Source organism: Streptomyces lacaronensis (assembly GCF_047337785.1).
GTDB classification, from domain to species: domain Bacteria; phylum Actinomycetota; class Actinomycetes; order Streptomycetales; family Streptomycetaceae; genus Streptomyces; species Streptomyces lycopersici.
In genome coordinates this window covers 11,609,222-11,628,173 of sequence record NZ_JBLHDK010000003.1, presented here as the reverse complement: position 1 = coordinate 11,628,173, position 18,952 = coordinate 11,609,222, and the positions used below count along the sequence as shown (strand labels likewise).

Below are 18,952 nucleotides of genomic sequence, written 5' to 3'. Positions count from 1 at the left end.
GTACTCGCACATCGCTTGACTCTCTTTCCCGCTCAGCGCGACTGGAGTGCGGGAGCCCGCCGGGTGACCGCGTGGCGCACGCCCGTGCCGCCGTAGCGACCTGCGCGACGGCGAATCCGCCCAGGAACATGGGCCGCCGCGCCGGAGAGCCCCTTCTGCATCCGTCAACTGCCCCGTCGTCCTCGGAGTTTGCCCGTCTCATCACTCATCTCGGAGACGTTGCGGACTCACTGTTCGCATCGACATCCGAGACGCCCCCGTGTCCATGGCGGCGGTCGTCGCCACTGGGTTGCTGAACCATCGCCACGGTCTGTCTACCGGTCCCGAAGCCGTGCGGCCGTCACCCGGTGGAGGTGGATCAGGACGTCGTGTGTGGGAGCGAGGGCGATGTCGTACGGCCCGTCCGGGTAGCCGGTGCCGACGATGCGGGTCGGCCGGGCACGGGTCAGCCACTCATGGGCTGGTGACCCGACCGTGCGCAGGTCGATGATGTAGTCGCGGAGGTGGACCCGGTCCAGGGTTTGCTCGTTGGTGCCCGGTCCCGCAGGGCCCAGAGTCCAGCGGTGGATGGCGTCATCCGGGCCTGTGGCGTTGAACGAGCCCTGGTCGAGGGTCAGGCCGACGCTCATATAGCCGCGGCCGAGACCCTCGCGCAGGAAGGCGCCCTGCATCTTCGGGTAGTGAGCCGGGTCGCTCGGCACGTAGCCGACATGGGCGTCGTGCGCCGACAGCAGCACCTTGGTTCCGGTGTGCCGCTGCCACCACACGACGTTGGCGGCCATCTCCTGGTCGCGGTAGCGCATGGACTGCGCGGCCTGGGCGGGATCGTCGAAGTCGAAGGCGTACTGGCGGGCGGTCCGGTCGATCGCGGTCGCCTGCTGGACGGCCCAGGCGTGCGCCTCGCTGCTGGTGTTCGACACCTGGCGCTTCACCAACGTCAGTGCTTCGCCTGTGCGTTGGGCCATCTCCTGGCGTTCGGGGTACGGCTTGTTCAGATACCGTTCGATGTATGTACCCGTCGGCACGTCGGGCCGCAGACCGCGGTAGAGCTCGGCGAGGCGTGGGCTCGCCCCGGGATCGGTGGCGGCCACGTAGTCCGCGATCTCGTCGTACACCTCGGGTCCCGTCCAGGCGATGTCGTCACCCATGAACCGGACGGGGTCGTCCGGGTGTTGGACGTTGTACGCCCGCATCCACTGGAGGAGCTTGAGATAGTCGGTGTTGTTCCACCACAGGTAGTCGCGCTGGAACTCCTCCCGCATGATGTCCCGGAGATCGCCTTTGCCGTGGAGCACGTACTCGTTGAGGCGCAGGCCGGTGCTCCAGGGGGCCTCCAGGGCGAAGGTCCGGAAGCCCTTTGCCTCGACGAGATGACGCAAGACGCGCGCCTTGAGGGCGAAGAAATCATGGGAACTGTGGGTGGCCTCGCCCAGGCCGACGACCCGGGCGCCTCCGATCATTCGGTCGAGGGCGCGCAGATCGCCGGTGTCACCGCCCGGTTCGACGGTCCTCAGGGGGTGCGCGGCGTGATCGAACGCGTCGACAACGGAGGCGGCGGGTGACGTGGCCGGTGACGCTGTGGCCGGAGCGACGGGAGCCGCGGCGCCGAAGGTCATGAGCAGGGTCAGGACGATGGTGTTTCGGTGCCATGTCATGGTTCAAGGCTTGTGTGCCGAGCAGGCGATGGACCATCCCGCCGTCCTCCGTGCTGGGGTACGGACAGCCACAGGACGAGGCCGGGGGCTTTCCTCATTGACCACCCGGGCGCGCGGCACCGACCATGCGGAACAAGACGACTCGGCGGCACGGTGGCCCGCTCCGCACGACGCCGGAGCCCCTCGCGCGCTGCCTGTCCTCACGTGCCAGCCGCGCCTCCCGGGCGCCGCGTAACAGGCGCCTCCCACAGGGCGGTGATCGCATCGGTCAGGTCGGAGGCGGTGTCCTCCCAGTTGAGTCGGGCCGTGGGAGAACCCTCTGCGAGGGCCCGCTCGGTCTCGACACACATCTGCACGATCAGGTGGCGGGCCATCAGCACCCGTACGGCGATCACCTGGTGGGGCAGATCCGGGAGGAACCGGTCGAGCACCTCCCGCAACTGTTCCCGTGACGCGGAGACGAGGGCGTCCTCGTCCACCATCACCTCGAACAGCGCCGGGTCGACCGACACCTGGGCGTTGAACCGGGCGAACCAGGAGGGGGTTCCCAGGGCGGCCATGTGCTCGGTGACGGGACGCACCGTACAGACTGCCCAGTCCCGGACGCAGGTGAAGTCGCCGGCCTCGGCCAGTACGCGGGTGCGGATCTCCGCGATGGCCCCCGCGTGCCGGCCGGCGATCGCCCGGACGAGGTCGGTCTTGGTGCCGAAGTGATAGCCGACGGCGCCGGTGTTTCCCTGCCCCGCGGCGATGCTGATCTGACGGTTGGAGACCGTATGCACCCCGTGCTCGGCGAACAGCCGTTCCGCGGCGTCCAGGATCGCCGCCCGGGTCGCCTCGACCTGCGCCTCCCGGACCCCTCTGCCCGACATCGTCCGCCACCTCACCGGGACCGCGCACCGCATCCGCGACGGCCGGTCCCGAAACCGTCGTGGGTCCTCCACCGGGACGGCGAGAGGCGAGCCCGTCCAGCCTACTGACCAGGGACACCGTGGACTGATCGCCGGCCTGTCCCGCCGCGTCCGGGGCTCTGCTACAGTCGATTTAAATCAATCGACTGAGTTAAATTTTGCTCAGTCCGGCCGTCCGACAGCACGCCAACGGCCAGGCGGTCCACCACTCACTCCCGCTATTCGGAGGCTCCTCGCCATGCCCGACGCCCTCGCCCAGCCCGTCAGAAGCGGAGAGCCCGCGCCTCCGAAACCGAACGTCGTCGTGGCGGTGCTGGCCTTCGCCGGGATCGTGGTCTCGCTGATGCAGACCGTGGTGATCCCGATCGTCCCCGAGCTGCCGACGCTGCTGCACGCCGATGCCGCGGACGCCGCCTGGGCGATCACCGCCACCCTGCTGGCCGCCGCGGTCGCCACCCCGGTGGTCGGCCGGCTCGGCGATATGTACGGCAAGCGCCGCATGCTGCTCCTCAGCCTGGTCCTGCTGGTGGCCGGGGCCGTGCTGTGCGCGCTGTCCGACTCCCTGACGTTGATGGTCGTCGGGCGGGTGCTCCAGGGCCTGGCCGCCGGTGTCATCCCGCTCGGCATCAGCATCATGCGCGATGAACTCCCGGCCGAACGGCTCGGCACCGCCACCGCCATGATGAGCGCGTCCCTCGGCATCGGCGGCGCCCTCGGCCTGCCCGCCGCCGCGTTCATCGCCGACAACTTCCACTGGCAGACGCTGTTCTGGGTCTCGGCCGCCATCGGCGCCATCGGCACCTGCCTGGTCTTCGCCCTCGTCCCGGAGTCCGGGGTCCGCACGGGCGGCCGCTTCGACGGGGTGGGCGCCGTCGGGATGGCCGTGGGTCTGGTCTGTCTGCTGCTGGCGATCTCCAAGGGCGCCGACTGGGGCTGGGGCAGCGGCACCACGCTCGGCCTGTTCACCGCGGCCGTCGTCGTACTGATCGGCTGGGGCTTCTTCGAGCTGCGGATCGCCGCACCCCTGGTCGACCTGCGCACCACCGCCCGCCGTCAGGTGCTGGTGACCAACATCGCCTCGATGGCCTTCGGCTTCTCGATGTTCGCGATGTCCCTCGTCCTTCCGCAGCTCCTGCAACTGCCCGAGGCGACCGGCTACGGGCTGGGCAAGTCGATGCTGACCGTCGGCCTGGTCATGGCCCCGCAGGGCCTGGTCATGATGGCCTGCGCACCGGTGTCCGCGGCCCTTTCCGCCGCCAAGGGGCCGAAGACCACCCTGATGGCCGGCGCCCTGATAGTGGCGGCCGGATACGGCCTGAACATCGTGATGATGTCCGAGGTGTGGCAGCTCGTCCTGGTGTCCTGCATCATCGGCGCCGGGGTGGGCTTCGCCTACGGGGCGATGCCCTCGCTCATCATGGGCGCGGTGGATCCGTCCGAGACGGCCGCCGCCAACAGCCTCAACACCCTGATGCGCTCCATCGGCACCTCTACCGCCAGCGCCGTCGCCGGGGTCATCCTGGCGCAGCTGACCACCGACTTCGCGGGCCACGCACTGCCCTCGGAGAACAGCTTCAAGATCGTCATGGCCATCGGCGCCGGAGCCTCCCTCCTCTCCTTCGTGGTGGCCGCGTTCATCCCCCGCCGGCGTCCGCTGTCCACCTCGGACCCGGCCGTCCACGAGACCGCCGAGCCGTCCGCGCTCGTGGACGTGCCCGCCCCCAAGGTCTAGCGCCCCCGCGTCCATCGACGGCCCCATGGCATCCCCGTACCCCTTCCCCGGCCCAGACCACCGCGCCCCGGCGCCCGGAGGTGACCGGCGTCCTCCGACCGGAACACCCAACCGCCACCAGGAGGTCTCACATGAGCCGACACGACCCGGACATCCGTCTGCCGCTGACCGGCGACGGCCCACTGGACCCCCCGGCCGAGTGGCAGCGGCTGCGCGAGCGGTGCCCGATGGCCACCGCCGAGCTCCCGAGCGGCGACAAGGCCACGTATCTGACCCGCTACGACGACGTCAAAAACCTGCTGTCGGACGCCCGTTTCAGCCGCCCGAGCGCCACGGACAACGCCGCCCGGATCGCCCCCGACGGCGCGGGCGGCCCGGCGGCCAACGGCGACACCTCGCCGGCCATCCCCGACCGGGGTGAACCCCATCAGCGGTGGCGACGGCAGGTGGGCAAGTGCCTCACCGCCAAGCGCATGACGGCGCTGCGCCCCGGCATGATGAGCACCGCGGAGTCCCTCGTCGACGACATGGTCGAGCACGGACAGCCTGCGGACCTCAAGGCCGCGCTCGGTTTCCCATTCCCGGTCTATGTGATCTGCGATCTCCTTGGCGTGCCCGCCGAGGACCGGGACCGCTTCTCTACTGGTCCGACGCGTTCTTGAACGTCACCCGCTATACGACGGATGAGACCCGGGCCGCGCACACCGAGCTCAACCAGTACATGGCCACGCTCATCGCGGCCAAGCACGCCGAGGCGGGCGAGGACCTGCTCAGCATGCTGATCGCGGAGAGCGCGGAAGAGGGCGAGGGGCCGCCCGACGACCAGTTGCCGCACACCGGAGTGGCGCTGCTCGTCGCCGGGCGCGAGACCACCGCGAACATGATCGGCAAGATGATCTCGATGCTGCTCGCCGACCGCACCCGGTGGGAGCGGCTGCTGGCCGACCCCTCCCTGGTGCGCACCGCGGTCGACGAAGCGCTGCGCTTCGACGCCAACCTGGGCTTCGGGCTGCGCCGCTACCTCGGTGAGGACGTCGACCTGGACGGCCGGCTCCTGCCCAGCGGGACCACCGTCATCTGCAGCATGCCCGCCGCCAACCGTGATGAGCGGGTCTTCGCCGATCCGGACGAGATGGACCTCAGCCGCTCCCCGAATCCGCATCTGACCTTCGGCGCCGGGCCGCATTCCTGTCTCGGCCAGACCCTGGCCCGCTCCGAACTCCAGGTCGTCCTCGACGTCCTGCTGCGGAAGCTGCCGACGCTCCATCTGGCCGTGCCCGCGCAGGAGTTGCAACGTGTCGAGGGACTGCTTGTCGGCGGCCTGCGCACGGTGCCCGTGGGCTGGTGAGCCACCCCGGAAACACTCCGCCGACGAGACGCAGGAGAAGACGGCAGGAAGCGAGGAATAACGTGAAGGTCCATGTGGACGAAACCAATTGCTGTGGCGCCGGTCAGTGCGTACTGATCGCACCGGAGGTGTTCGACCAGCGAGATGAGGACGGCATCGTCGTCCACTGCATCGAACACTGCGGCTGGGTCACACAGACCGGCACCCAATTCTGGCCGCCGGCCGCCACCACCCGATACGCGACACCGACCTCGATACGGGTGACGCCGAGGCGCGCGACCGAATCCGGCGCAGGCTCGAGGCCGGGGCGGGCCGATGACCATGCGGCGCGGCGCGGCAGCCACCGCCATGTGCAAGATCTTCACCCATCGCGTCGTCCGTCTGGGCGTGACTCCCTTTGACAGGTGGGATCCCGCTCCTCTGGACGAATTGGCCACAATGTTCAGGCTGGCAATGGTGGACTTCGACACGGTACTGCACAGGCTCACGGATCAGCAGCGGCGGTGGCTCGTCGCCGCGATCACGCAGACGTACGGACCTCACCCGTGGATCAAGCGTTTGCACACGTGAGCAGAAGTCTGGCGTATTCCGCCAATGTCCTATCGGAGCCGTAGAGATCATCGGGTGTGGTCACCGGGCGCGTAGCTCTTCCACGGTGCTCCGGCTTTGTGTCTCCGGTATTCCTGCATCGTGCTGGTGACCAAGGGTCCCTTGTCGGCTTTACGGGCGGATCGCGAAGACCGTGCACATCCTGCGCCTGGCAGATGAGCCCGGCTGCCGCCGCCAGATCAAGAGCCAGGCCAATGGCCGGGCGCAGTCGCACCGGACCTTCCCCGGGCCCGGCCCGCTGGTGAGCTTGCGCGAAGGCGCTGACGCGGTTCACGTACGCGCGGCGGGCCTTGTGTTGGGCCGGGACGTCCTTGGGCGTGTGGATGGCGCCGCAGGTGACGCCGTGGTCGCGGAGCGCGGCCGCCCTTGCTGTCCTTGGCCGTGAGCAGCGCGAGCGCTCCGGGGCAGGGTGGCTCTCAGGTGCCGCGTGACGGTGTCGCCAGTGCGGCGGCGCTGGTGCGGAGCATGGCCTGGTACAGGGCGTCGTCGTTGGGTGGGTCCGGCAGGGGGCCGTGAGCGGGTGCCTTGAACGACTGGATCATCAGGGCGACGAATCGGCGCCATGCGTCAGGGGCGGCGTCGCCGGCGAAGGTGAGGACACCGGCGTTGGCGACGAGCAGGACGACCAGGTCCTGGCTGGTGAAGTCCGCACGCAGACGGCCGTCGTCCTTGGCGCGGGCGATGAGCCGCAAAAACCCCTGGTATGACTCCTGGCGGCGCTCCTCCATGGCCTGAGCGGCAGGGAAGGTCATGGTCAGCACGTCGGCGAAGCCCCGGTCGGCGGCCTGCATGGCGCATATGGCCTCGATGAAGGTGCTGAACCCTTCCCAGGGGTCAGCGGCGTCGAGCGCCTCGCGGACGGCGGCGACGTAGGAGTCCATGCGGTCGCCGAACACGGCCGCGACCAAGTCCTCCTTGATGCGGAAGTGCCGGAAGACCGTGGCGATTCCCACGCCGGCTTCGCGGGCCACGGAGGCCATCGAGGCGCCCAGTCCCTCACGCTGGAACACCGTGCGTGCGGCGGTGATAATCCGCCCCCGGTTGCGTTCGGCGTCACTGCGCAGCGGCGCATTGTCCGGGGGCGGGGCGGCGGGGGTCATGAGCCCCATCCTACCAACCGGAATGCCCTATCCATTTCTGGTGTTACGCTATCGGAGGAGAAACGGATAGGCCTTTCCGATTCTCACCGGATAGGCCTGTCCGTGGAGGGGCCGGATGTGCCTCCGCTGGGCATCCCGGCCGCACGGCGCCCGCCGCCACACCACACCACTCAGGCAGTACGGAAGGATCCATCGTGACCAGCATCGCCATCGTCGGAGCCGGCCCCCAGCTCGGCTCGGCCATCGCCCGCACCTTCGGCGCCCAGGGCTTCGACGTCGCCCTCATCTCACGCAACCGCGCCAAGCTCGACACGCTCGTCGAGCAGTTCGCCGCGGAGGGCATCACCGCTGCCGCCTTCCCCGCTGACGTCCTGGACCGCGGTGGCCTCGCTCAGGCGCTCCAGGACGCCCCCGCACACTTCGGGGGGCTCGACGTCCTGGAGTACTCCCCGGCGGGCACGTTCGGTTCCACCGCCCTGACCGTCCCCAGCCAGACCGAGCCCTCGCATGTGCAGCACGAGATCGAATTCCAGCTGTACGGGGCGATCGCCGCCACCCAGGCGGTGCTGCCCGCCATGCGCGAGGCCGGTACGGGCACTCTGCTCTACACCACCGGGGCCGGCTCGATCGACCCCGTACCGGAGGTCGGCAACGTCAACGCCGCCGCGGCGGCCCTGCGCAACTGGGCGGTCAACCTGCACAAAGAACTGGAGGGCACCGGCATCCAGGCCGCCCACGTCGGCATCGATGTGTCCATCGGCGCCGCCCTCATCGAAAGCGCCGCCCCCGTCGCCCCGCCCGAGGCGATCTCCCCCGTCTACTGGGAACTCCACACCACCGACCGCGACCAGGCCGAACGCGTCTTCAGCATCTGACGGCGCCGACCGGCGCCAAGGCCCGTTCAGCCATGCCGCGCGCGGCCGACGCGGCGCGATGCGTGCATGTTGGCCAAGCCACGCGACCTGAGTACCCCCGCTCACCGAACCGCGTCTTCGAAGCACACAGGGGAAACCATGGAACGCAGATATCTCGGCGCGACCGGCATGTCGGTCAACGCACCGCACTGGGCACCACGAACTTCGGGCCGCCGACCAACACCGACCGCGCCGAGACCGTCGGCATGATCCGCACAGCCATCGAGGCAGGCATCAACATCATCGACACCTCCGACGGCTACGGTGACGGCGAGGGGATCAGGGTCTGGCGCTGTGGCAGGCGCAAGGTGGCCATGGCCATGGTCGGCCCGCCGATGATCATGCCGATGGCGAAGGCGGTGATCAGCAGGCCGACGTGGGAGACGCTGACGCCGAGGTCACTGGCCATCTCCGGCAGCGGTAAGGCTCTGTGAGCCGGTCAGGAGCTGGTTTCGATCGTGACGTGGTCGGCGGTGGCGAGCCTTTCGGTGTCGCGGTCGGCGACCTGGCCGAGGATGACCAGGCCGGTGGAGGGTGAGTCGCCGTCGCGGTAGAAGAGGGCCAGATTGCCCCAGGGTGCGTAATATGCCAGATCACCGGCCTGAGGCCGGGCTGCCTCAGGCGCGCCGGAGGTGTCCAGCTTGCGCGAGAGATAAGCGATCCGCTCCGTTTGATGGAAGTCGTCCAGATCAAGGCGGAGCGGGAGCAGGGTGGCGAAGTCGCGTGCGGCGGCGCTGTCGTTGAGGGTGGCGTCGAACGAGTGGCCGTCGATGGTGAGCCGGATGTTCATGGCGGTGTTCCTGCCGGAAGGTGCGATGGGTTCCTGGGCTGTCGTCGTCTGCCGAGGCCCGGTGGGAGACGACGGGGAGGACGAGGAAGAGGGGGTGGCCCCCCTCGAGTCAGTAGTGCAGGCGGTCACCGCCAGCACTACGGCGGTCGGTAGGGCGCGGGTGAGGACGCGGAGGGCGAACGGAATCATGGTGTCGTCCTGGTCTCAGTCGGGCAGGGGTTCGGCGTGGTGGCGGAAGCCGGTCCGGTCCGTGTGCATGTCGTACAGGCGCTGGGACAGGACGTCGGGGCTTCTGTCGGCACGGGGCACGGGGCTGTACTGGAAGATCTCGTGCGGGACGCCGACGAAGCCGACGTTGCCGCCGGGCCGGGCCGAGCGCAGTGCCTGTCGCATGGCCTCGGGGTGCCGACGCGCTCCAGCACCGCGTCCGCACCGATGCCGTTCGTCAGCTCCTTGACCAGGCCGATGCCTACTTCGCCGCGTTCGCTGATGATGTCGGTAGCGCCGAATTCGAGGGCGAGCTTCTGGCAGGACGCGTGGCGGCGCATGGTGGTGATGTGCTCGGTGCCAAGTTCCTTGGCGGCGATGATGCCGCACAGACCGACCGCGCCGTCTCCGACGACGACGGAGGTGAAGCCGGCCGTACCTCGGCGGCGAGGGCGGCGTACCAGCCGGTGCCCATCACGTCGGAGACGGCGAGCAGACTGGGCACGAACTCGCCGTCCGGGTGGCCGTCGGTGGCGACGAGGGTGCCGTGGGCGTTGGCGATGCGGACGAACTCCACCTGGCAGGTACTCATTGAACTGGCGGTTCAGGCAGTTGGACTGCCAGCCGGCCAGACAGTTCGGGCAGGTGTTGTCCGAGGTGGAGAAGGAGCCGACCACGAACTGGCCCGGCTCGATGGCGGTGACCTCACGGCCGACCTCCTCGACGATGCCGACGTACTCGTGCCCCATCGGGTGCGGATCGCCGATGGACTCCAGGCCGCGGTAGGGCCACAGGTCCGAACCGCACACACAGGTGGCGACCGTACGGATGACCGCGTCGGTCGGTTGGACGATCTTCGCGTCGTCCAGCTCCTCGAAGCGCACATCGCCGGGGCCGTGGATGACTGCTCCACGCATGGTGGTGCTTCCTTCTCCGCGAGGGTCTCGTGCCGCAGCCGTGACTTGGACACGGCCACGCACGGTCGAAGCTCACACACGAGTGCACGCGCGAAAAGCGGAGAAATCCATCCAGGGATGGAAACAACCTGGGAGGAAAATCTCCCCCCTTCCCCGGGTGGGATCCTGCCATGCTGGGAACCATGACCGGCAACGTCCCCCTCAACGAGCTGGGAGAATTTCTCAAGAAGCGCCGCTCGAAGCTGAGCCCCCGCATGGTCGGACTGCCCGAGACCGGCAGACCCCGCCGCGTGGCCGGGCTGCGCCGCGAGGAAGTCGCCCAGCTCGCCAGCATCAGCACCGACTACTACACCCGCCTCGAACAGGGCCGCATGCAGGCATCCGCGCCCGTGCTGGACACCCTGGCCCGCGTACTCCACCTGGATGACGACGAGCACGGCTACCTCTTCCAGCTCGCGGGCAAGACCACCAAACGCACCCGGCACCGCGGTCGGCAGAAGGTCCAGCCCCAGCTACAGCGCGTGCTCGACGACCTCACCGCCACCCCGGCCATCGTCCAGGGCCGACGCGGGGACATCCTGGCCTGGAACGCGCTGGCCGCCGCCCTGGTCACCGACTTCTCCCGCATCCCGGAAAGGCACCGCAACTACCCCCGGATCATCTTCACCGACCCGGCCATGCGGGCCCTGTACGCCGACTGGGAGACCTCCGCCCACATCGCCGTCGCCCAACTGCGCATGGAAGCCGCGCAGTATCCGGAGGACCCACGACTGATGGAATTGGTAGGCGAAATGTCGATGCGGGACAAGCAGTTCGCCCAGTGGTGGGGGGATCACCGCGTCGCCGCCCGCACCGTGGGAACGAAGACCCTCAACCACCCGGTGGTCGGCGAACTCGTCCTGGACTGGGACACGCTCACCGCCAACACCGACCCCGACCAGCATCTGACCGTCTGGACCGCCCAGGCCGGCTCCCCCACCCACGAGCAGCTCCGCATCCTTGGCTCCTGGGCCGCCGACCAGAACCTCTCCCCATCGCGACCAGCCACGTGACCACAGTCGGCCGGGGCATGCTCAGGCCATGGCCATGGCCCCCGCGACACACCGAGCACATCAGGGGCGCTGCTTCTCCATCAGGCGTTACCTGCGGCGGCGTGGCACCGAGGGGGCCGTCCTCGTCGCGGCCATCAACGAGTGGCTACGACCAGCGCGTTCGATAGCCCTATTCCTCGCCGGAGAAGCGCTCCCACGCGGATTGGCGGGTCATCCCCAAAGTCTCCCCGATGCGCGCCCAGGTCACTCCCAGCGCACGCGCCTTGAGCACCCATTGAGCGAGGTTCCGCTCGACCTGCGCCCCGGCAGCTGCGATCAGCGGCAGACTCGCCAGCACCACCTCGGGGCTCGTCACCTGGTCCCAGGGGGCAAGTTGCGGTCCGCCCTCCGCGGGCCTCCCCTCGATCACCGTCGAGCAGAGAGCCACGCACTCATCACAGATAAACACTCCCGGTCCGGCCACGAGCGTCCCCACCTCGGTGTTCCGCTTCTGGCAGAACGAGCACGCTGCGATCACAGAGTCTTTTGCTGCGGGCGGCATCCGGCCACCTTCCCCTCCGTGTCAGGCATTTCCTGACGGCGTCAGGCGTGACCTTACGCCGTAAGGAAATGCCTGACAACAGAAGTCGTGCAATCCCACATGGACTCGCCAGAACCAACCTGTCCGATCAGCACATCTACTCCGGCCCCAGTCCCTCGGTGGAGGAGTACCGGTGCCGCGGGCGGGCGGCCGAGCAACGCCCACCGCAGCGTCTGCGGCCGGCCGCACCGTCGCAGCGCACCCCAAGGTCCCCGCAGTGGTGAATTCGCAGATTTACGTCCTCGACCAGGACGCGGCCCTCGATTTCTACGTCGGCAAGCTCGGCCTGGAGGTCGCCGCGGACGTCAACTTGGGCTTCATGCGCTGGCTCGCCGTCAGCGTTCCCGGTCACCCCGAGCGGCAGATCCTGCTGGAGAAACCGGGCGCCCCGGCGATGTCGGAGGAGACGGCCGAGCAGGTCCGTGAGCTGGTGACCAAGGGTGTGATGGGCGGCTGGCTCATCTTGACCACCCCCGACTGCCGCAAGACCTACGAGACCCTGCTGACGCAAGGCGTGGAGTTCACCGAGGAACCCACTGAGCGCCCGTACGGGATCGACTGCGGCCTGCGTGACCCGTTCGGCAACCGCATCCGCTTCACTCAACCGGCCGGCTGAGACTCTCCGGCGGGCCGCCGTCGCACACCGTCCTCCGCCTGCGGCGCGCTCTTCTCCGCCGTGCGCCCCCGCAGAGCCGTGACCACCAGCAGCGCCGAGAACACGGCGGCCGAGCCGCACACCACGAAGCCGATCGCGTAGCCGTGGCCGAGGGCGTCGAGAGCGTGTGCGCGGGCCGCGCCCGGCGGGGAGGCGGCGGGGACGGAGTTCAGCGCGAGCGGGCCGCCTTCCCTCAGCACGTCGTGCGCCGCCGCCTTCGACTCCGCGGTCAGGGACGACGAGGTGGCCAGCGACGAGGTCACCCGGGACGCCGCCTGGCTCAGCGCGACGGCGCCGACGACCGCGGGGCCGAGGGTGAAGCCGAAGTCGCGCAGCAGGTTGGTGGCCGCGCTGGCCATGCCCGCGAGCGGGAGCGGCACCGTGTTGACTGCGGTCGCGGTGATGGACGACACCGTGAAGGCGAAGCCGATGCCGACCAGGCCGAGCGGCAGGATCAGCGAGGTCAGACGCCGGTCGTCGACGTCGAGCCCGGCGGCCAGGAAGTCGCCCGCGGCGATCAGTGCCAGACCGGAGGTGAGCAGCGCCCGTGCGGGCAGCCGGTTCAGCAGCCGGGAGGTCAGCGGGGTGAGCACCGGGGTGATTCCGTTGAGCAGCAGGAACGCGAAGGCGGTACGCATCGGGCTCTGGTGCTGGATGGGGCCGAGCCGGATGCTCGTCGCGTAGGCCGTGCCCAGAAAGCTGAACATGCCCACCACCGCGACGACCGACGCGACCGCGAAGGAACGGTCGCGGAACAGGTCCAGGCGCAGGAGGGGCGAGCGGGCCCGGCTCTCGGCGGCCACGAACAGGCCCAGGAAGACCGCGGCGATCATGAACGCCACGACCACGGGGGTCGATCCCCAGCCGTCGGTCGGCCCCTGGATGACGGCGTACAGCAGGGCGAACAGACCGACGCCGATGGTGATCTGGCCGCCGATGTCCAGCGAACGCCCCTCCGGGGCCCGGGAGTTGGCGGCGAGCCACAGGCTCACCAGGGCGCTGACCGCGGCCAGCGCGGCGACCACCACGAACGCCGAGCGCCACGAGCCGTAGGTGCCGGTGATACCGCCGAGCAGCGGCGCGAGGAAGCCGCCCGCGGACAGGCTGGAGGCCCAGAGGGCGATGACGCGGGCACGCTGGGCACCGGTGTGCGTACCGGCCGCGATCATGGCGAGCGACGTGGGGAAGAGCGCGGCGGCGCCGAGACCGGCCAGCGCCTGCCCCGCCCACAGTTGATGGATGCCGGACGCGCTCGCGGCGACGACCTCGCCCACGCACACCAGCGCGGCCCCGCCGACGAGAAGCCGTTTGCGGCCGAAGAGGTCGCCCAGCACGCCGAAGGAGAGTTCGAGGACGGTGACGGGCAACAGGAACGCGTCGGAGATCCAGGTGAGCTGGGCGCCGACGGGGTGGAGGTGTTCCTGGAACAGGCCGTTGAGGGTGGCCGGTATCGCGAGGCCGATCTGGGCGAGGCAGACGGCGAGACAACCGGCGACGAGCGTACCGAGCGGGAGACGCGGGACCGGGGATGCGGAAGGGGGCGCGGAAGGATGCGCGGAAGGCTGTGCGGAGGGGGAAGAGGCGGGTGCGTCGGACATATGAGGGTCCCAACGTCAGTGGCGGGCGGGGGGCGCCGGGCGATCGCGGCCGACCGTCAGACGTGCCGGGCGGTACGGGGCGTACGCCGCGCCGTCCAGGCCGAGCGCCGTGGCGGACCGCTGAAGCGCGGCCGGGGTCGCGGCGCCGTCCCAGTGGCCGGTGACGACGCGGTGTTCGAGCGCGTGCAGGGCGGCCACGGTCTCGGCGGTGGTGAACGCGCAGTGGCCTTGCCGTTCGACGTAGGCCTGCCGCAGCAGCGCGCCGTCCCCGGCCGTGCGCACCCGGTCGCCGAACCGCCGTTCCTGCTCCACGGGTACGAGGTTGTCGGCGATCGTGTGCACGTCAAGCAGCGGTACGCCGAGGCCCTGACCGGCGGACGAGGTGCGCCGCGCCGTACGGACCGCGGCGGGGTCGGCGGTGATCGGGGCACCCCGGGTCAGGGACGTCAGGTCGGCGCGCAGGTCGAGTCCGGCCGTCCGATACAGCGCGCGGACCTGCGGGGCGTGGGCGGAACCGGCGAGCAGGCGGGCGTAGTCGACGCCCCGGTTCCAGGAGTTGTTGCCGCCGACTGACTGCTCCATGGCGAACCGGCCGCCCTCGACGAACGACAGGATGCCTTGCGCGAACCATGTGTACTGCTGCTCCTCCTGGCCCGCCCAGTCGGCCGGGGCGGGCCGGTCCCTTCCGGGCGCCCAGGCGGGCAGGTTGAGGAAGGCCGCGGCCAGCGCGATCCGGGCCCGGCCCCGCGGGGTGGCCTGCGCGGCGGTGACAGCGTCGGTGAGCTTCCCGGCGGTGGCGGCCGCGTCGTCGGCGGAGCCGAAGCGCACCAGATCGACGTCCTGCCCCGGCAGGAGCAGCCGAGCGATGGTGTACTCGGCGTCGAGTTGGTAGTTGTCCAGGTCGGTGCCGCCCGCGACCAGGCCGCACAGGCCGAGCGCGCCGTCGACACGGCCGGCGCCGTCGCGGGCGATCTGCGCGTTGACGAGTCCGCCCATGGACTGGCCGACGGCCAGGGTGCGCCGCGGGGTGCCGATCTTCGCGGTGACGGCGTCGAGTGTGGCGAACTGGTCGAGTTCTGCGCTGTTCAGGGCCCACATCGAGCCATGGGGGTCGTACGACGAACCGGCCATCGCATAGCCCTCGGAGAGCAACTCGGTGCGTACGGCGTCGGAGGGGGCGTCTTGGGCGACGGTGGGGCCGAAGCCGTGGCTGAACAGCAGCAGGGTGCCGTTCCAGCGGTCGGGGACGTCCGCGATCCAGGTGGCGCCGTCGGCGAGGGTGCCGGTGAGGTGGGCAGTGGCCGTCGGGTCCGCCCGGGCGGCTGACCAGGGAAGGACGGCGAGTGCGACGGACGCCAGGGCGGCCAGGGCGACACGCGGACGGGTGCGAGCAGACATGGAAGTGGCTCCTTGTGGGCGGCTGCGGAGCGGGGAACCTGGGGCGCGTGCTCAGCGCTGAACGAAGGTGTGGAGGAATGTAGGGCTGATTTCTTGCAGCCGTCAACGCAATGCACAATTTCGCCTGAGAGCACGCCCTGGTGTGGCACGCGGGAAGACGGCTACGCCGGAACGGTTTCGATCGACCGGCGCGCCGCGTCCCGGGCCGGCGCCTCCAACAGGCCGTGGACCGCGCGGAACGTCTCCTCCGCCCCGGCCGCGGGCCAGTCCTCCGGCAGGTGCCGTACGGGCAACCGGGGATCACTGCGGATGACCTGGAGCCACTCGGCGGTCAATCGGAGACGCAGCGCGAGGGCGTCCTCTCCGGCCAAGTCCACGCCACCTGAGGCGTACGGCCGCCAGGACGCGTCGAAGTCCCGGTAACCGGCGCCCAGTGCGCGCAGGTCCCAGGTGTCGTCGACCATCTCGGCGATGTCCATGCCGGCGTCCGCGTGGGCGCGGAAGACCTTCACATGCGCGGCCAGGCCCAACTCGGCGACGATCTCGGAGACGTCGACCTCGCCCGGCGCGATCCACAGTCCGCTGAACAGCGCGCCGAAGCCCGCCCAGGTCAGCTGGGAGCGCAGATCGTGCCGCTGGCGCTGCCAGGACTCCGGGAGCGAGAAGCCGAGCAGGGTCCAGGTGCCGTCCCACTCGCGGTTGACCGCGCCCGTCTTCCAGATGCGCCGCTCGCCGTCACGGAGGATCGCCTCCGAGCGGTCGGTGAGGCCGATGTAGGTCCGCCGGCCCTCACGCCGACGACTCAGCAGGCCACGGCCGACCATGCGGGTCAGGGTGGACCGGGTGGCCTGCTCTCCGACTCCGGCGCGCCGGAACACCTCGATGACGCTCCCCGTGTACACGCACACCCCACGGCCCAGCACTTCGTCACCGAGGAAGCTGAGCAGGAGGGACTGGGGGCGGAGGGCTGGAGCGGTCACACGCATACATTACGAGGCCCGCGCACACGCGGCAGCGTCAGGCGAGCCCGTCCCCGGCGACGCGCACCAGGAGCGTGTGCAGCGCCTCCCGTTCGGCGGGAGCGAGCGGGGTGAGCAGTTCGTCGGTGACCCGCTGGCCCGCCTGATCCGTGTCGCGGAGGAACGCGCGGCCGTCCTCGGTGAGGACGACGACGCGGCTGCGGCGGTCGTCGGGGGCGGGGCGGCGCTCGGCGAAGCCCAGCTTCTCCAGGTCGTCCACCAGGCCGACGATCGCGCTCGGGTCATAGCCGAGCCGGGCGCTGAGCTCTCGCTGCAAGGCGCCCTCACAGGTGGCGAGGTAGCGCAGCACGGCGTAGTGCCGCAGCCGTAGCCCCGACTCCTGGAGGAAGGTGTTGAACAGCTGGCCGGAGCGCAAGCCCAGGCGATACAGCAGATAGCCCGTGTCCGCGTGCAGCGCCCGCATCCACGGTTCGTCCGCGTCGATGGGGGGCGGGGGGTCGGTGTGCCGGCGGGCGATGGCGGGCTCCCTGGTCTCGGCCCCGGGGCGCCGGTCTCGGCTCTTCCCGGAGGGGTGGGTCTCGTGCGCAGAGTCCAGCATGGCGCACCCGAGGTGGACAACAACTGTTGACGACACCAATTATTGCGCTTAGCTTCGATCTCGCCGCCGCACTCCGCGCCGGACAGGCGCACCCATGCGAAGGGACCCGCTCGTGCCCACCATCGATCTGACCGGCAAGGCCGCCGTCGTCACCGGTAGCGGCCGGGGCCTCGGCCTCGCCTACGCACACGCCCTCGCCGCCCACGGCGCGTCCGTGGTCGTCAACGACGTCGACGAAGCCGTGGCCGAACAGGCCGTCAAGTCCATCACCGAGGCCGGTGGCACCGCCGTGGCCGAGGTGGTCCCGGTCGGCTCCGCCGAAGCCGCCGAGCGGCTGGTCGGCCGTGCCGTCGAGGAGTACGGCCGACTCGACGTCCTGGTCACCAACGCGGGCATCCTGCGTGACAAGGTGCTCTGGAAGATGACCGACGAGGACTTCGACGCGGTCATCACCACCCATCTGCGAGCCACCTTCACCTGCGCCCGCGCCGCCGCCGTGCGCATGCGCGAGCAGGGCGAGGGCGGCACGCTCGTCCTCGTCGGCTCCCCGGCCGGACAGCGCGGCAACTTCGGTCAGACCAACTACGCCGCCGCCAAGGCCGGAATCGCCGCCATGGCCCGCACCTGGTCCATGGAACTGTCCCGCGCGAACATCACCGTCAACGCGATCGTGCCGGTCGCCGCCACCGCGATGACCGAGACCATTCCCGCCTTCGCCCCGTATGTGGAGGCCCTGAGGAACGGCGAACCGCTGCCGGACTTCCTGCGCAAAGGTGAGGGATTCGGCACCCCGGAGGACTGCGCCGCCATCGTTGCCTTCCTGGCCTCCGACACCGCCCGCGGCATCACCGGCCAGTGCGTCGGCATCGGCGGCGACAAGGTGGCGCTCTGGTCGCATCCGCAGGAGATTCGGACCGCCTACGCCGACGGCGGCTGGACCTCCGAGGCCCTCGCCGACGCCTGGCACACATCGATCGGCGCCGAGCCGCAATCGGTGGGCATCCCCGCACCGAAGACCCCGGAGGCGTGATGGACCTCCGGAATCTGGTCGCCATCGACGTCCACACCCACGCGGAGGTGTCCTCCAAGGGCCACTCCTCCCTGGACGACGATCTGCACGACGCCTCCGCCGCCTACTTCCAGGTCGAGGGCAAACGGAAGCCCACCCTCGAGGAGACGGCCGCCTACTACCGCGAGCGGCGGATGGCCGCCGTCATCTTCACGGTGGACGCCGAGTCCGCCACCGGCACCGAGCCCGTCCCGAACGAGGAGGTCGCCGAGGCCGCCGCCGCCAACGCGGACGTCCTCATCCCCTTCGCCTCCATCGACCCCTTCCGGGGGAAGGCGGGCGTGCGGCGGGCCCGGCGGCTGGTCGAGGAGTACGGCGTGAAGGGCTTCAAGTTCCACCCCAGCGTCCAGGGCTTCTTCCCCAACGACCGCTCGGTGGCGTACGGCCTGTACGAGGTGATCGAGGAGACCGGCACCATCGCTCTCTTCCACACCGGCCAGACCGGCATCGGCGCCGGTGTGCCCGGCGGGGGCGGCATCCGCCTGAAGTATTCCAACCCGCTCCATGTGGACGACGTGGCCGCCGACTTCCCGCATCTGAAGATCATCCTGGCGCATCCGTCGTTCCCCTGGCAGGACGAGGCGCTGGCGGTGGCGACCCATAAGCCCGGCGTGCATATCGACCTGTCCGGCTGGTCGCCGAAGTACTTCCCGCCGCAGCTTGTGCAGTACGCCAACACACTGCTCAAGGACAAGGTGCTGTTCGGTTCGGACTTCCCGGTGCTCACCCCGGACCGATGGCTGGCCGACTTCGACAAGCTCTCCATCAAGGAGGCGGTCAAGCCGAAGATCCTCAAGGAGAACGCGGCCCGGCTGCTCGGCCTGACCAAACCGTAAGGG

At 69.9% G+C, this 18,952-nt stretch carries 17 protein-coding genes and 3 pseudogenes; 10 read left to right on the top strand and 10 right to left on the bottom strand.

What is annotated here, in order from left to right; all coding sequences use genetic code 11:
- Positions 1 to 314: 314 nt before the first annotated feature.
- Both ACMTAK_RS50000 and ACMTAK_RS49995 read right to left on the bottom strand, forming a co-directional pair.
- Positions 315 to 1,655, bottom strand: a complete 1,341-nt coding sequence (locus tag ACMTAK_RS50000) for an erythromycin esterase family protein (protein ID WP_413812357.1) — start codon at positions 1,653 to 1,655, stop codon at positions 315 to 317.
- A 200-nt stretch (positions 1,656 to 1,855) separates the two neighbouring features.
- Positions 1,856 to 2,527, bottom strand: a complete 672-nt coding sequence (locus ACMTAK_RS49995; RefSeq protein WP_413812356.1) for a TetR/AcrR family transcriptional regulator — start codon at positions 2,525 to 2,527, stop codon at positions 1,856 to 1,858.
- Between the two features lie 277 nt (positions 2,528 to 2,804).
- On the opposite strand from ACMTAK_RS49995, the gene ACMTAK_RS49990 reads away from it, so the two are divergent.
- The 4 genes and pseudogenes from ACMTAK_RS49990 to ACMTAK_RS49975 all read left to right on the top strand — a co-directional run bounded on the left by ACMTAK_RS49990 (position 2,805) and on the right by ACMTAK_RS49975 (position 6,216).
- Positions 2,805 to 4,298 (top strand): MFS transporter, encoded by a 1,494-nt coding sequence (locus ACMTAK_RS49990; protein WP_413812355.1) that lies wholly within the window; start codon positions 2,805 to 2,807, stop codon positions 4,296 to 4,298.
- Positions 4,299 to 4,429: 131 nt separating this feature from the next.
- Positions 4,430 to 5,646 (top strand): annotated as a pseudogene (locus tag ACMTAK_RS49985) (cytochrome P450).
- 62 nt (positions 5,647 to 5,708) lie between these two features.
- Positions 5,709 to 5,810, top strand: a pseudogene (locus ACMTAK_RS49980) (ferredoxin); the annotation flags it as partial.
- Between the two features lie 151 nt (positions 5,811 to 5,961).
- Positions 5,962 to 6,216 (top strand): hypothetical protein, encoded by a 255-nt coding sequence (locus tag ACMTAK_RS49975; RefSeq protein ID WP_413813295.1) that lies wholly within the window; start codon positions 5,962 to 5,964, stop codon positions 6,214 to 6,216.
- A 455-nt stretch (positions 6,217 to 6,671) separates the two neighbouring features.
- Here ACMTAK_RS49975 and ACMTAK_RS49970 read toward each other — a convergent pair whose 3' ends face one another.
- Entirely contained in the window at positions 6,672 to 7,355 is a 684-nt protein-coding gene (locus ACMTAK_RS49970; RefSeq protein WP_413812354.1) for a TetR/AcrR family transcriptional regulator, read from the bottom strand.
- Between the two features lie 194 nt (positions 7,356 to 7,549).
- On the opposite strand from ACMTAK_RS49970, the gene ACMTAK_RS49965 reads away from it, so the two are divergent.
- Positions 7,550 to 8,230 carry an SDR family NAD(P)-dependent oxidoreductase gene (locus ACMTAK_RS49965; RefSeq protein WP_413812353.1) on the top strand — a complete coding sequence of 227 codons (681 nt, stop codon included), beginning with the start codon at positions 7,550 to 7,552 and terminating at the stop codon, positions 8,228 to 8,230.
- A 245-nt stretch (positions 8,231 to 8,475) separates the two neighbouring features.
- A complete protein-coding gene (locus tag ACMTAK_RS49960; protein ID WP_413812352.1) occupies positions 8,476 to 8,703 on the top strand; it encodes a hypothetical protein in 228 nt (75 codons plus the stop codon).
- A 5-nt stretch (positions 8,704 to 8,708) separates the two neighbouring features.
- Here ACMTAK_RS49960 and ACMTAK_RS49955 read toward each other — a convergent pair whose 3' ends face one another.
- Both ACMTAK_RS49955 and ACMTAK_RS49950 read right to left on the bottom strand, forming a co-directional pair.
- On the bottom strand, positions 8,709 to 9,059 hold the full coding sequence (locus tag ACMTAK_RS49955) for a cyclophilin-like fold protein (RefSeq protein ID WP_413812351.1): 351 nt from the start codon (positions 9,057 to 9,059) through the stop codon (positions 8,709 to 8,711).
- Between the two features lie 324 nt (positions 9,060 to 9,383).
- Positions 9,384 to 10,183 (bottom strand): annotated as a pseudogene (locus tag ACMTAK_RS49950) (zinc-binding dehydrogenase); the annotation flags it as partial.
- Positions 10,184 to 10,353: 170 nt separating this feature from the next.
- Here ACMTAK_RS49950 and ACMTAK_RS49945 point away from each other — a divergent pair.
- The gene (locus ACMTAK_RS49945) at positions 10,354 to 11,235 is read left to right on the top strand and encodes a helix-turn-helix domain-containing protein (RefSeq protein WP_413812350.1); all 882 of its coding nucleotides are present in this window, start codon (positions 10,354 to 10,356) and stop codon (positions 11,233 to 11,235) included.
- Positions 11,236 to 11,404: 169 nt separating this feature from the next.
- Here the strand turns inward: ACMTAK_RS49945 and ACMTAK_RS49940 are convergent, their stop codons facing one another.
- The gene (locus ACMTAK_RS49940) at positions 11,405 to 11,776 is read right to left on the bottom strand and encodes a ClpX C4-type zinc finger protein (protein ID WP_413812349.1); all 372 of its coding nucleotides are present in this window, start codon (positions 11,774 to 11,776) and stop codon (positions 11,405 to 11,407) included.
- A gap of 259 nt (positions 11,777 to 12,035) precedes the next feature.
- On the opposite strand from ACMTAK_RS49940, the gene ACMTAK_RS49935 reads away from it, so the two are divergent.
- A complete protein-coding gene (locus ACMTAK_RS49935; protein ID WP_413812348.1) occupies positions 12,036 to 12,431 on the top strand; it encodes a VOC family protein in 396 nt (131 codons plus the stop codon).
- Here the strand turns inward: ACMTAK_RS49935 and ACMTAK_RS49930 are convergent.
- The 4 genes from ACMTAK_RS49930 to ACMTAK_RS49915 form a co-directional block, all read right to left on the bottom strand.
- Entirely contained in the window at positions 12,416 to 14,068 is a 1,653-nt protein-coding gene (locus ACMTAK_RS49930; RefSeq protein WP_413812347.1) for an MFS transporter, read from the bottom strand. The two genes, ACMTAK_RS49935 and ACMTAK_RS49930, sit on opposite strands and share 16 nt — an antisense overlap.
- A gap of 15 nt (positions 14,069 to 14,083) precedes the next feature.
- Positions 14,084 to 15,466, bottom strand: a complete 1,383-nt coding sequence (locus ACMTAK_RS49925) for an alpha/beta hydrolase (RefSeq protein WP_413812346.1) — start codon at positions 15,464 to 15,466, stop codon at positions 14,084 to 14,086.
- A gap of 161 nt (positions 15,467 to 15,627) precedes the next feature.
- A complete protein-coding gene (locus ACMTAK_RS49920; protein ID WP_413812345.1) occupies positions 15,628 to 16,452 on the bottom strand; it encodes a PaaX family transcriptional regulator in 825 nt (274 codons plus the stop codon).
- 31 nt (positions 16,453 to 16,483) lie between these two features.
- Entirely contained in the window at positions 16,484 to 16,909 is a 426-nt protein-coding gene (locus tag ACMTAK_RS49915; protein ID WP_413813235.1) for a MarR family winged helix-turn-helix transcriptional regulator, read from the bottom strand.
- Positions 16,910 to 17,156: 247 nt separating this feature from the next.
- Between ACMTAK_RS49915 and ACMTAK_RS49910 the strand changes: the two genes are divergently transcribed.
- Both ACMTAK_RS49910 and ACMTAK_RS49905 read left to right on the top strand, forming a co-directional pair.
- The gene (locus ACMTAK_RS49910) at positions 17,157 to 18,074 is read left to right on the top strand and encodes an SDR family NAD(P)-dependent oxidoreductase (RefSeq protein ID WP_413812344.1); all 918 of its coding nucleotides are present in this window, start codon (positions 17,157 to 17,159) and stop codon (positions 18,072 to 18,074) included.
- Positions 18,074 to 18,949 (top strand): amidohydrolase family protein, encoded by an 876-nt coding sequence (locus tag ACMTAK_RS49905; protein ID WP_413812343.1) that lies wholly within the window; start codon positions 18,074 to 18,076, stop codon positions 18,947 to 18,949. The genes ACMTAK_RS49910 and ACMTAK_RS49905 overlap by 1 nt, the downstream gene beginning before the upstream one ends.
- Positions 18,950 to 18,952 lie beyond the last annotated feature (3 nt).